At 62.7% G+C, this 13,344-nt stretch carries 10 protein-coding genes; 2 read left to right on the top strand and 8 right to left on the bottom strand.

What is annotated here, in order from left to right; translation table 11 throughout:
• Positions 1-14 precede the first annotated feature (14 nt).
• The 8 genes from accD to H6A60_RS08415 form a co-directional block, all read right to left on the bottom strand.
• Positions 15-887, bottom strand: coding sequence for an acetyl-CoA carboxylase, carboxyltransferase subunit beta (gene accD, locus H6A60_RS08450; RefSeq protein ID WP_205103431.1), 873 nt, complete (start codon positions 885-887; stop codon positions 15-17).
• A gap of 261 nt (positions 888-1,148) precedes the next feature.
• Entirely contained in the window at positions 1,149-1,943 is a 795-nt protein-coding gene (truA, locus tag H6A60_RS08445; protein WP_239477673.1) for a tRNA pseudouridine(38-40) synthase TruA, read from the bottom strand.
• Positions 1,944-2,197: 254 nt separating this feature from the next.
• Positions 2,198-4,792: a FimV/HubP-related protein gene (locus H6A60_RS08440; protein ID WP_205103426.1), complete on the bottom strand. Its 2,595-nt coding sequence runs from the start codon at positions 4,790-4,792 to the stop codon at positions 2,198-2,200.
• Between the two features lie 255 nt (positions 4,793-5,047).
• Entirely contained in the window at positions 5,048-6,148 is a 1,101-nt protein-coding gene (locus H6A60_RS08435) for an adenosine deaminase family protein (RefSeq protein ID WP_205103424.1), read from the bottom strand.
• A 122-nt stretch (positions 6,149-6,270) separates the two neighbouring features.
• A complete protein-coding gene (locus H6A60_RS08430; RefSeq protein WP_205103423.1) occupies positions 6,271-7,101 on the bottom strand; it encodes a formate/nitrite transporter family protein in 831 nt (276 codons plus the stop codon).
• A 254-nt stretch (positions 7,102-7,355) separates the two neighbouring features.
• Positions 7,356-8,711, bottom strand: coding sequence for a 30S ribosomal protein S12 methylthiotransferase RimO (gene rimO / locus H6A60_RS08425; protein ID WP_205103421.1), 1,356 nt, complete (start codon positions 8,709-8,711; stop codon positions 7,356-7,358).
• A 91-nt stretch (positions 8,712-8,802) separates the two neighbouring features.
• On the bottom strand, positions 8,803-9,630 hold the full coding sequence (pgeF, locus tag H6A60_RS08420; protein ID WP_205103420.1) for a peptidoglycan editing factor PgeF: 828 nt from the start codon (positions 9,628-9,630) through the stop codon (positions 8,803-8,805).
• Between the two features lie 69 nt (positions 9,631-9,699).
• Entirely contained in the window at positions 9,700-10,776 is a 1,077-nt protein-coding gene (locus H6A60_RS08415) for an RluA family pseudouridine synthase (protein WP_205103418.1), read from the bottom strand.
• Between H6A60_RS08415 and H6A60_RS08410 the strand changes: the two genes are divergently transcribed.
• Positions 10,775-11,563: an outer membrane protein assembly factor BamD gene (locus tag H6A60_RS08410; protein ID WP_205103416.1), complete on the top strand. Its 789-nt coding sequence runs from the start codon at positions 10,775-10,777 to the stop codon at positions 11,561-11,563. The genes H6A60_RS08415 and H6A60_RS08410 overlap by 2 nt on opposite strands.
• Positions 11,564-12,041: 478 nt before the next feature.
• Entirely contained in the window at positions 12,042-13,235 is a 1,194-nt protein-coding gene (gene dcuC, locus H6A60_RS08405; RefSeq protein WP_205103414.1) for a C4-dicarboxylate transporter DcuC, read from the top strand.
• Positions 13,236-13,344: the final 109 nt, after the last annotated feature.

Below are 13,344 nucleotides of genomic sequence, written 5' to 3'. Positions count from 1 at the left end.
GCGTATTCGATCTATCAGATGCCGTTCACAGGCTGCTTCTTCATGAGAAGTTGCGTGATCACGGAAATCTTCGCGCGCATTTCGCGGCGGTCGACGATGAGGTCGATCTGACCGGTCTTCATCAGGAATTCGGAACGCTGGAAGCCATCGGGGAGCTTTTCGCGAACGGTCTGCTCAATAACGCGCGGCCCCGCAAAACCGATCAGCGCCTTGGGTTCGGCAATGACAATGTCGCCCATGAAGGCAAAGGACGCCGAGACGCCGCCCATCGTCGGGTCGGTCAGAACGGACACGAAGGGCAGACCCGCTTCGGAGAGGCGTGCAACGGCGGCGGTCGTCTTCGCCATCTGATAGAGCGAAACGAGGCCTTCCTGCATGCGGGCGCCGCCCGAGGCGCAGAAAACGACAAAAGGCGCATGACGGCGCACGGCTTCGTCGACGCCGCGCACGAAGCGCTCGCCCACAACACTGCCCATGGAGCCGCCCATGAAGCCGAATTCAAATGCCGCCGCAACCACGGGTTCGCGGCGCAGTTCGCCCGCCATCACGATGAGCGCATCGGTTTCGTTGATCTTGGCCTGCGCATCGGCAACGCGCTTCGGATAGGGCTTGCTGTCGACAAACTTCAGCGGATCTTTCGGGCGGACATCCGCACCGATCTCAACGGCGGTATCCGGATCGAGGAAGGAGAGCAGGCGCGTGCGCGCACCGAGTCGGAAGTGATGACCGCACTTCGGGCACACCTTGAGGCTGCGTTCGAGCTCTTCGGTGTAGAGCACCTGGTCGCACCCCGGGCACTTCGTCCAGACGCCCTCGGGAATCGGACTCGCCTTGCGCGTATCTTCTTCACGCTTGATCTTCGGGAGAATGTGGTTGATCCAGCTCATGAGTATTCGGTCCAGAATGGAAATACGCGCCCTAAGAAACCGCGGCTTGCCGCGCCCAGAAGGGCATCGGCCCGCAGTCCCGGCATCAACGGACGACAGTCGCCGACGCGCCGAGTCAATAGGACGCTCGAAATCTTGAATCGGACCATTATAGGCGCGCCGTTTGGCGCGCCGCGCATGTCCGACTGCCGTCTTTCGGTAGCACTTTCGGCGGACGCGTGCGGAAAAAAACAGCGTAAGGGCGCGAACTTCGATCCGCACTCAGTGCTTCGGAAAGACGTTGCCGAAAGGCCCTGACGCGCCCTGCGGAATCGAAGCAAACGCCTCGCCCTCGTAGCCCACGCCCGTGAGATAAAGACCGCAGGGACTGAAGGTAGGGGCTGCGGCCGCGCGGCACTTTGCCGCGAGCACGCGCTCGACCCACTCGGGCGACTCGCGGCCGGTGCCGACGTAAATGAGCGTGCCCACAATGTTTCTCACCATGTGCTGCAGGAAGGCGTTGGCGCTGATGCGAATGCCGACAAAGCGCCCGAGGCGCACGATGTCGAGATGCTTGATCGTTCGCACGGGCGTAGCCGCCTGGCACTCGGCCGCACGAAAACTCGTGAAGTCGTGCGTGCCCAAGAGGCACGCTGCACCCGCGCGCATGCGCTCGACATCAAGCGGTCGAAAGACCCACCCCGTCGTACTCCAAAAGAGCGGCGAACGAACACGGTCGTTGAGGATCCAGTACTCGTACGTGCGCGACGTGGCACTGAAGCGCGCATGAAAGTCCGCGGGCGCAACACGCGCCCAGCGCACCGAGACGTTGTCGGAAAGAAACGTGTTGAGTCCGCGCACCCAGTTCGACTCGGGGCGATCCGCTTCGGTCTCAAAGCTCACAACCTGGTGCGTCGCATGCACGCCCGTGTCGGTTCGACCCGCGCAGATCGTCGGCGTCTTCACGCAGAGAAAGCGCTCGAGCGCCGCTTCGAGCTCAGCCTGCACGGAAGGCTGATCGGGCTGCACCTGCCAGCCGCAGAAGGCCGTCCCTTTGTACTCGATGCCGAGCGCCATGACGCGGCGCTTGGCACGCTCGGTGTCGTGTTCGACGCTTTCAGCGTTCTCGTTGCTCTCAGTGCTCTCGATCGTCTTCGTCATTGACTGCTCAACCTTTCCGTCGGAGACGGTCTTAGGCTCGTTTCTCATTCAAGGAAACGGCGCCGATCTTGCGATCGACGCCGCGCGTTGATGCTTTCGTTTTCCTCAACGCGGCCCGCTGCGCTCAATGCATTTTGCTTGCGGGCCGCATTCTACCGAAGGCTTGGTCCTTAGAGGCGCGAAGCAATGCGCTCTTCAAGGAAGGCCGCCTGACGGCGCTGCTCGTCGCTGCCGTGACGGCGCACCTCTTCGAGCAGCTCGTGCGCTTCCTTGAGCGCCCCCAAGCCGATGAAAGAGTTGGCGAGCTTCAATTTGCCGTCATAGGCGCTCCACTGCGCACGCTCCTTTTCGCTCGGACGGCGCTCGGCAGGCTTCTCTGCGGTCTTTTCAAGCTCTGCGCTCGAGCCGCTCGTTTCGAGCACCGGCTCGGGCACACGCTCCGTCGGCTTGGCGGACCGTGCTTGGTCGGCACCGATCGGCTCGACCGCAAGGGGCGCGGGCGCCGGAATGGGTTCTGGCTCGAGCGGCGGCACATAACGGTTCGAAGCGATCGGCTCGAACGCGTCGGCCTCGTCGTCTGCGGGCTTTTCAGCCGTCTCGCCCTGCGCTTCACACTCGGCGGCGGACTTACCGGCCGCGTCCGCATCCTCGAGGTCAAGGCTCACGCCCGCCATGGCGGCGGAAAGATCCAAGGGCGCGCTCTGCGCCTGCGAAGCGGGTTCGCTTTCTGCGTCGAGCGGCGGCAGCTCGTCATCATTCGGATCGAGCCAGGGCTGATCGGCGGGCGCCTTGAATGCAGCCGTCTCAACGGTCGCGTCCGCCGCCTGCGCTTCGGCCGAGGCCGCCGCTTCGCGCGGCTGCGCGACGGGCTCCTGCTGCTCTTCGACCGCTTGCGCTTTTGCAGCCTCATCAGCAGGCTGCGCCGACTTTTCCGCTTCTGCCGCTTCGATCTGTGCGCGTACGTACTCGACAGTGCCCGCACCCATCGCACCCGCGGTCGTGCCGTTCTTCACGGCTTCCGAAACCGTGGCGTTCACGGCGCGCAGCTGCGCTTCGCTAGCGGGCTCAACCGCAGCGAAATTGATCGTGCCCTGCTTGGGCGCCTCTTCGCCGGCACCTGCGTGACCGTCGTCGTTCTTGCTGCGGCGCGCCCAAGCGAGCCCGCCCAAAATCGCGGCGACAATCAGCGCGAGCGCAATCCAAGCCCAGGGGAAGGCTTCGGCCTCGGCCGCTGCCGCTTTGTCAGCCGCGGCAGTTTTATCAACCGCATTGGCTTGGTCCGGCTTTTGCGCCGCATTTTCGGCACCCTGTTCGTCGCTCGTCTTCTGCGTGTCGGCAGAGGGTGCCGCATCTGCAGCACTCTGAGCGGGCGCCCCACCATCGGCAGCGGCCACATCAGCCGCAGCTTCGTTCGCAGAAGCACCCGTCGTATCGGCCGACGCGGTCTTTTCACCGTTAGTGGCACCTTCAGCACCGGGCATCACGGCCGTTGCCGAAACGGCAATCTTCGGGCGAAGTTCGTCTTCGCTCGGAATTTCAATCGCGGGCTTGGGCTCGGTCGCCGCAACGGCATTCGCTTCAGCCGAAGCGCCGCTGCCCTCGGCAGGTGCTGCCGTCGCAGCAGTCTGTGCGGCCGTTTCAGCAGCCGCCGCCGCTTCAGCTGCTGCAGTCGTTTCTACAGATTCTGCAGACTCAGTCGCTTCGGGCTTCTCGCAGGCAGCAAGCGCCGCAGCGCCCGCTTCGCCGATTGCGCGAACGCTCGCGCCCTTGCCGCGTGCGGCATCCTGCGCATTCGCGACGGCTTCGGCACAGACGGGCGAAACGCGCTGCGCATCCATGAGATTTTGCGTCGGCAGCGGAACGTCGGTCTTCGCGCCGTGTACGGCGCGGAAGGCTTCAGCCGGATCTTCGGCGAGAACCGCTTCGAGCGAAGGCGGCTGCAGCACGGCACCCCGGATGAGGCGAGAGACGTCGCCCTTTTCAAAGGCATCCGGGTTTCTCGCCGCAAAGGCCGCATTGAGCTGCTCGAGCGTCGCGCCGCGGTAGCTAGGCCAATAAAGCTTCGCAATCGACCAGAGCGTCATGTCGCGCTGCACGGTGAAGGGCTCTTCGGGACTGAAGCCATTCAAGGCTACGTATTCCTTCACGACCTGCGGCGCCGAGCGGCGAACGCGCTTGGCGGGGGCCTTCGAGACCTTTTCCGACTTGGCGGTCTTCTCGGACTGCGCGGTCTTTTCGACAGTCTTCTCGGTGGCCGGCGCAACCGGTTCGGCCGTATAGCCCGAATGCGCGGCGCGCGGCACGGCCGCCTCGCCCTTCGGCAGCTGAGTTTCGGCGCTCATGCGCGTGCGCTGTGCGGCGGGTACGACGACATAGGCGCCGTCGCGCACGTCGATCGCGTACTCACGCACCGTCACAACACCGCCCGCATTAAGTTCAATCAAAAGCGGGAAGCCTGCCGCCACGCTCTCCTTGCCCAGAACACGCACGCGAATGCCGTTCCGCCCGGGGTCCTTCGCGATGCGAAGACCCGCCACCTCGTCGGGCCAGTCGACGCCTTCGCGCTTATACGTTGCCGGCGGCGCCACGCGCACAAGAAGCGGCGAAACGGAGAGGTCGACGTCGTCGATTTCAAGCACGGCGTTGAGCGGCTCGCCCGGGCGACTCTCGACGGTAAGCGTACCGAGCGAGACGGCCGAAGCGGACGCCGCCGCGGCGGCGAATGCGAGAGAGAGGAGAATGGCGGCTGACTTGCGTGCGAACATAAGCGGTTTGCAGAGAGGGCGGCCAAAGAAGCGCGCCTCGGTTGAGTCATTGTTCGGGCAATGATAGCGCACGACCATTGCCGGACCGCAGAGGTCGATTTTTTGGGGCGCGCTTTTTGAGGCGTCGCATGCACGAAAAAAGCCCCGAGGCGCGCATTCAAACGACTTCTCGGGGCTTTTGCAGCGTCTCGGGGCGACGCATGATGCGCGCCGCCCGCCTTCATGGCGGCGCGTCGCGCACCGAACGCTCGGCGATCAGTCGAGCTTCGGGAGTTCGGCCGCCAGACGGTCGAATTCGTCGAGCCACTCGGTGCTCCAGCGGATCTTCGTCTCTTCGTCGACCCAAGCCGCATCAATGCTGTTGACCAACATTTCTCGGATTTCTTCGAGCGAGAACCCAAGGAATTCGAACATGATGCGCCAGCTTTCGGCGTTGTTGACGTGGTGCATCGTCGGGTCGTCGGAGTTCGGGAAAATGCGAAGGCCGGCGCGCTTCATCGCGCGGATCGGGTGACGGATCGCCCACTCTTCGTCCGTGAAGGTGCGCAGGTAATAGGAATTCGTCGGCACAACCGCAAAAATCACGTTTTCGTCGCGGGCATGGCGCATGAGCGCGGGATTGTCCGTGATCGTGTAACCATGATCGATGCGCTCGGCCCCCAAGAGGTCCATTGCGGTTTCAACGTTGCGCCAGTGTTCGCCGAATTCGCCCGCATGGAGCGTAATGTGCAGGCCTGCGGCGCGCGCAAGGAGGAAGGCCTTCCAGAAGTTTTCCGGCTCGTGATTCGTTTCGCGATAGTCGATCCCGAGGCCGATCGTTTCGTCGGCCGGGTGCGCGAGCATTTCGTTCACGAGTTCAAGTGCGTCTTCGGGACTCGCCTCGCGGTCGATCGAGGGAATAAGGCGCCCGACGATGCCGTAACGGGCTTCGCCTTCGCGCAGACCCTCGATGATGGCGCGCTGGCCCGCTTCGTAGGAGAAGTGGCGCTTCAGGCCCGTCCAGTTCCAGAAGAACTCGATGTAGCGCACGCCGTGCTCGCGAGCGCTCGCCATGTGTTCGACCGTGATGCGGCGCAGCATCTCGGGCTTCTTGAGAATGTGTTCTTCAAGCGCGCGGAAGATGCGCAGCACGCCCACGGGCTTTTCGCCGCGGGTAAAGAATTCGTTGACTTCTTCTTCCGTCACGGGCGCTTCGGACTCGCGCACAAGATCCATAAAGGTCTCGCGGCTGATTGTGCCGAGGAGATGGCAGTGAAGTTCCGCACGCGGGAACTTTTCAAAGAATTCGAGCCAGGGCGCGGAAAGTTCGCGATGCAGGGGGCTGTCGGGCACAAAACCCGGATTGGTGCTGCGCATGTGTCGATGCCTGAAGAAAAAAGTGAAAAGGAAACCGCCCGAGACTTCCTGGCGAAAAGCTCGAAGTCCGGGCGGGCCCATTTTAAGACGGCTTGACGCCGCCATCATTGCGATCCAAGGGCTCAGCGTTTTTTGCCGTATGCGGCGCGATAGACGAGCGCAAGCGACGCGCCCGCGACGATGTTGCCGAGCGTCGCCGCAGAGAGATTTTTGAGAATGCCCGCAAGATTGATGGTTTCAACCGCAATCCCGTCGACCGAGACGCCCGCCTGAACGAGAAGCCAGCCGAGCGGCAGAAAGAACATGTTCGCCACGCAGTGTTCGAACCCGAGCGCAACGAAAGCCGCCACGGGGAGCAGCACCGCAAAGGCCTTGTCGACCACGGAGCGCGCCGCGTAGCCCATCCAAACGCCGAGGCACACAAGGAGGTTGCAGAGAATGCCCTTCACAAAAATCGCGCCCCAGCCTGCCGACGTTTTGGCGGCAGCGGTCGCGAGAAGCCCGCGTGCGAGATTGCTCGTTTCGGCCACGTGCGAAAAATAGACGAGCGCCACGAGCGTGAGCGCCCCCAAAAGATTCCCGAGCCAGACGCGCACCCAGTTGCCGAGCGCGGCCGACCAGCCGATGCGCCCTTCGAGCGCGCCCGCAGCGATCATGGTGTTGCCCGTAAAGAGTTCCGCACCCGCAACGAGTACCAGAAGAAGGCCGACCGAGAAGACCGCGCCGCCCGCAAGACGCTGCACCGCGTAGGGTAGCGCCGTCTCGCCGAAAAAGAGCGCACTGAAGATGCACCCGATCCCGATGTAGATGCCCGCGAGAAAGGTGAGCGGCAGCTGCCGCCCCGGCGAAAGCGCCGTTTTCGAAACGGCGAGGCCGAGCACCTTTTCAGTGACTTCGGCGGGGGAATAGGCGTCGACCGTGCGAGCCGCGTCGGAAGGATTCAAATTTGCCATGGAGGCCTCCGTAATAACCGTTTGGAAAACGTTCCTTCACGCTGAAGAAGCGCTTTCCGAACAATCATTCGGGGAGAAAACCTATTGACAATTTTTAGCTCTGCCTGCGCCGCTCGCCGGCACGCGGCATTGTAAAACGCGAGCGAGACCGCTCGCGTGGGTACGGGCGGGAAAATTCTCGAGCTCAGGAAAAAAGCAGGCGCCTCGGCTGAGACCGTCGGCGCCCGCTTCCCTACTGTTTCTTCCGATGCGGCTTATTGGCCGTCGCCCTCAACAACCTCGCGGCCGATGAGGTCGTGCTCTTCGTTGCCGGTGATGCGCACCTTCACGAAGTCGCCGGGCTGGAGTTTGCGCTCGGTCGTCACATAGCAGACGCCGTCGATATCGGGGGCGTCCGCCTTCGTGCGGCCGACGGCAACGCCGTCTTCATCGGGCTCTTCGTCAATGAGGACATCGAGCGTCGTGCCGATCTTGCGCGCGAGCTTCTTTGCGGAAATCTCCGCCTGCACTTCCATAAAGCGGCGACGGCGCTCTTCGCGCACTTCGTCGGGGAGCTGTCCCGGCAGATCGTTAGCCGCAGCGCCGTCAACGGGCGAATAAGCGAAGCAGCCGACGCGGTCGAGCTCGGCTTCGCGCAGGAAGTCGAGGAGATACTCGAATTCGGCTTCCGTTTCGCCCGGGAACCCGGCAATAAAGGTCGAGCGGATCGTGATGTCCGGACACGCGGCACGCCACGCGGCGATGCGCTCGAGGTTGCGCTCGGTCGAGGCCGGGCGCTTCATGAGCTTCAGGATGCGCGGGTGAGCGTGCTGGAAAGGCACGTCGAGATAGGGCAGGATCAACCCCTCGGCCATGAGCGGCACCACTTCGTCGACGCTCGGATACGGGTAGACGTAGTGCAGGCGCGTCCACATGCCGAGTCGGCCGAGTTCGCGGCAGAGGTCGTAGAGGCGCGTGCGCACGGGGCGCCCGCCCGCAAAGTCGAGCTTGTAATTCTTGTCGACGCCGTAGGCGGCCGTGTCCTGGCTGATGACGAGAAGCTCCTTCACCCCCGCTTCTCGCAGATTCGCCGCCTCGCGAACGATGTCGCCGATCGGGCGGCTCACGAGCTCGCCGCGCAGCTTCGGGATGATGCAGTAAGTGCAGTGGTGATTGCACCCTTCGCTGATCTTTAAATACGCGTAGTGCTTGGGCGTCAGGCGCACGCCGCACTTGGGCACGAGTTCGTCCCAGGGGTCGTGCGGGCGCGGCAGCGCCTTTTCGACCATGGCGAGCACTTCGTCAACACTGTCGGGCCCCGTCACGCCCAAAACCTTGGGCATACGCTTGGCGATGAAGTTCGAACCGTCTTCTTCGGCTTTGCCGCCCAGGCAGCCGCAAACAATGACGCGGCCGTTTTCTTCAAGCGCTTCGGAAATTGCCTGCAGGCTTTCTTCAACGGCTTCATTGATGAAGCCGCAGGTGTTGACGATGACGAGGTCGGCGTCCTTATAGGTCGTGCCGATGCGGTAGCCGCGCGCGCGCAACTCCGTCACAATACGCTCGGTGTCGACGAGCGCCTTCGGGCAGCCGAGCGAAACAAAGCCGACGACGGGAATTTTTCGGGTCATTGGAAATCCTTCGGATGACGGGCGCAGCGGTCAATTTCGTCCGCCGCACCGGAATTGTTCTCTTGGGAGGTGCCGAGAAGCGGCTCGTCCATCAGGCCGCTTCGGGCGCGTCGAGCCAGATGAGCGCCGCGTGGCGGCCCGTACGCTCCCCGTCGCGGCGGAAGCTCCAAAAGCGCGCGGCGTCCGCATAGGTCGAAAGCGCGCAGTCGAAGATGTCGGCTTCAGCAACGCCCTCAGCTGCGAGCGCTGCCCGCGCAAGGCCGCCCAGGTCGGCAAGCCACTTCCCTTCATGCGCCCCCTTCGTGTTTTCGCAAAAGTGCGCGTCAGCGCCTGGAATCGTTTCGCGCATCGCTTCGAGCACGTCGTCGCCCACGGCAAAATCCTCGGCGCCGATGCGCGGTCCGAACCAGACAGCGAATTCGGCAACGGGATCGTTGAGTTCGGCGCGAAGGCGCTCGACCGTTTTCTGAACGATGCCAGCGGCAAGACTGCGCCAGCCCGCATGAACAGCCGCAACGGCGCGGCCGCGCTTCTCGGCGATGAGCACCGGTAGGCAGTCGGCCGTCATCACGCAGAGAACGACGCCCGGGCGCGTCGTGAAGCTCGCATCCGCTTCCGGGACGACGCCCGCCGCAAGTTCGGCCGCGTTGACAATCGTCGTGCCGTGCACCTGACGCAGCCATTTGGGCTCGGCGGGCAGGCACTGCGTGAGAATCGAGCGGTTCATGCGCACGCACGCCGCTGCGTCACCGACGTGGTCGGCGAGGTTGAGGCCCATGATGCCTTCGAGCGTGCCGTAAGGACCGCTCGAGACGCCGCCCGAGCGGCAGGTGAAGCAAGCGGCGACCGCTGCGGGCACGACGCCCGACCATTCGGGCACGATGCGGTCGAGTTCGGGTTTGAATTGATTTTTGGCCATTTTTCTTCTGCCGGAAGATGCCATGCGCCGAGCGGCGAAAGGTTCGCCGCGGCGCACTTCAAAAATTGATCACTGCCTGTCGAAAACGTCCACGGGCGCGTCCCAGGGACCGAAGCCGAGCGCGTCCATCAGTTCGATCATGTCTTCGGGCGGGGGCACGAACCACTCCATGAATTCGCCGCTCACGGGATGGAGGAGTCCCAGACGCGAAGCGTGAAGCGCCTGACGGTGGAAGTCGAGCTCATTTTCGATCTTCACGCAGAGGCCAGGCGCGCGGCCACGATAGACCTGGTCGCCGATAAGCGGCAGGTCTTCGCCCGTCAAGTGCACGCGGATCTGATGCGTGCGGCCCGTGTCGAGGCGGCACGCCACCCAGGAGACCGGGATCCCCTCGACGCTCGACCAGTCGACCGTACGAACGCGCGTGCGCGCGGGTTTGGCGCGAACGCCCGTCGACCCGGGGAAGCCCTTAAAGCGCGTGCGGCTCTTGGGGTCGCGACCGATCGGCACGTCGACCGTGAATTCGGGCGCGGCGCTCCCGAGCGTAAAGGCCCAGTACTCTCGCTTGACGGTGCGCGCTTGAAGCTGGCGCACGAGGTTCGTCTGCGCCGCAAGCGTGCGCGCGACAACCATGAGGCCCGTCGTATCGCGGTCGAGTCGGTGCACGATCCCGGCGCGCGGCACGTCCTTCAATTCCGGGTAGCGGTAGAGAAGTCCGTTCAGAAGCGTACCCGAGTGATTACCCGCCCCGGGGTGCACGACAAGTCCGGCCGGCTTTTCGACGACAATAATGGCTTCGTCTTCGTAGATCGTTTCGAACTCGACGCCTTCTTCGGGCTCGAAGTGCAGCGCCTCATCGAGCTTGGGCGGCTCGAGAAGCCGCACGGCGTCGCCTTCGGCGACCTTGAAGCGAACCTTGTCGACAACGGCGCCGTTCACCTCGACCTTACCCGTTTCGATGAGCTTTTGCAGACGCGCGCGCGACACGTCGGGCAGCATCGCCGCCATCACTTTGTCGAGGCGTTCGCCCCAGAAGCCCGTCACCGTGAAGGCCGGCGCCGACGCTTCGGCCTCGCAGCCCTCGTCGATATCCTCGTCATCGGTATAATCGAGCTCGCTTTCTAATTCGACTTTTTCTGTCGTCATGAACCTTGCTAATCCTTTCAAACGGCTTCTTCTGCGCACCGGCGCACTGATCGCGGTGTCCCTTGCGACCGCTTCCTGCTCGTGGCTGCAGAGCCTTGATCAGGACCCTACGCTCGATTGGCCGGCCGACAGGCTTTACACCGAAGCCCGAACAGCCCTCGATGATAGCAATTGGACGCAGGCGAAGGACTACTATCAGAAGCTTGAAGCGCGCTACCCCTTCGGCCAGTATGCTCAGCAGGCGCAGATCGAACTCATTTACGCCACCTGGAAGGATGGTGACGCGCCCGGCGCCGTGCAGGCCGCGGACCGCTTCCTTCGCACGTATCCGAACCATCAGAACAGCGACTACGTCATGTATCTGAAGGCACTCGCGACCTTGAATGAAAACGACAGCTGGTTTGCCATGCTTTCTGCCGAAGACTTGGCCGAACGCGATGCCAACGCCTCGCGTGAAGCCTTCGACATCTTCAAGGAACTCGTCCTTCGCTACCCGAACAGCCGCTTCGCTCCGGAAGCGCGACGCCGCATGCACGAACTCGTTCTCGCGCAGGCCGAGCATGAGCTCAAAACCGCCGAGTACTACTACGTGCGTCACGCGTACGTCGCCGCCATCGACCGCGCGCAGCGCGTCGTTCGCGAATTTCAGAACACGCCGATGCGCGACGATGCGCTCGAACTCATCGCCAAGTGCTACGACGAGCTGCAGCTCTCGGAACTTGCCGACGACACGCGCCGCATCATCGAGCTCAACAAGGACGGCGCCCGCGCGCAGCCCGCTCGCTAAAGAAACCTAAAAAATTCACTACGATCGGCCCCGAACGCCTTCAAGCGCTTCGGGGCTTTTCGTTTTCAAAGCGCCGCATTCTGCCCGAAATTTCCTTTTCGTGCGAGCCTTCACGCAGGACGGCGCTTGCAACCCCACAAAAAGGCCTTCGAAATTTTCCGAAGCAAAATACCCGTTCACCTTCTGTAGACTCTCGGCACGCATCGACTGCCGATTGGCGGGCGCGAACGACTTTTCCCTTAAATTCATTTGTACGCACCCCGAGCGCAATCGATGCCGACGGCGCCGGTCTTCCCGCAGGCTTTTCCAACCACAAGAAAAAGCAAAGTCTCTCTCAGGAAAAGTTCAGACTCGGTGTGTGCCGCGCTCCCGAGCGGCGCATTCGAGGCGCTCGGGGCCTTTCGAGCCAGCACGCTGCGGCAGCTCTGTCGCCCATCGCGCGATGTGCTCTATTGAGCGGCTTTGCCGGAGCTTTGTCATGCTTGGCGTTCTTATTACGCTCGCCGTAGTGGCCGTTGTCGCCTACTGCGTTCTCAAAAACTACTATCCGCCGATCATTCTCTTGATCGCGGGTTTTGTGATGCTTATCTGCGCCGCCGTCATGGGCACGCCCCCGATGGCACCCGAAAAGTCCACGCACTTCTTCGGCTTTGACTTGGGCGAAGCCTTCACGGCGCTCATGCGCTCGCGTCTGCCGGGCCTCGGCCTCAACATCATGCTGATCGCGGGCTTCTCTGTCTACATGGACCGCATCGGCGCTTCGCGTGCGCTTGTGAAGCTTTGCGTGCGCCCGCTCCAGGCCATTCGCTCGCCCTACGTGCTTCTTGCCGTCACGTACATCGTCGGCCAGTTCATGGCGCTCTTCATCAACTCGGCCGTGGCTCTCGGACTCCTTCTGATGGCTTCGGTTTATCCGCTTCTCGTTGCGCTCGGCGTTTCGCGCGCCTCCGCCGCTGCCGTGATCGGCTCGACCTGCTGTCTTGACTTGGGTCCGGCCTCTTCGAACGCCATGCGCGCTGCGGACCTTCTCAAAACCGACGTCGTCACGTACTTCGTGCAGGACCAGATTCCGGTGGCGCTCTGCGTGATCGCGACCGTTGCGATCGGTCAATTCTTCGTGCAGCGCTGGTTCGACCGCCGCGACGCTTCGAAGCTCTCTGCCGAAGGCGCCGGCGAAAAGCAGGACATCGAAAAGGCATTTGAAGGCGCCGGTCCCGTGCACTATGCGTTCCTGCCGATGCTTCCGCTCGTGCTCCTCATTGTCTTCTCGCCGATGGTTTACGCGGGCGTGAAGCTTTCGCTGCAGACGGGCATCATCGTTTCGATCGTCATCGCATTCTTGGTCGACCTCATTACGCGCCGCGGCTTCAAGGACTGCTGCAAGCGTACGGAAGCCGTCTTCGAAGGCATGGGCAAGGTCTTCACGTCGACCGTGAGCCTCATCTGCTGTGCGGAACTCTTCGCCATGGGCGTGAATAAGCTCGGCGGCGTCTTCACGCTCATTTCGGCCGCCGCCTCCATGGAAGGCGCGGGCGTTTGGGTGATGCTGTTCCGAAAAAGTTACTCGAAATTACTCGATGTGTTTTCGGATTTCTTTCCGCACTTCACCAGAGTCCGCGCGGCTTTTTCCAAAGTCGGCTGCATCCAGTTGAAGCCTCTTGAGGGCCAGTAAGTTCCCCCGGAGCTAATGGCATCACGGTACTCAGCGGTTCGGGCCTCGATAATCTTTTTGACTTCTCGATAACCCATGTACCGCGTGATTTCCGGATCCCACAGCCGGA

Source organism: Sutterella massiliensis (assembly GCF_016899755.1).
Classification (GTDB): Bacteria; Pseudomonadota; Gammaproteobacteria; order Burkholderiales; family Burkholderiaceae_F; genus Sutterella; species Sutterella massiliensis.
This window is presented reverse-complemented; position numbering and strand designations above follow the sequence as displayed.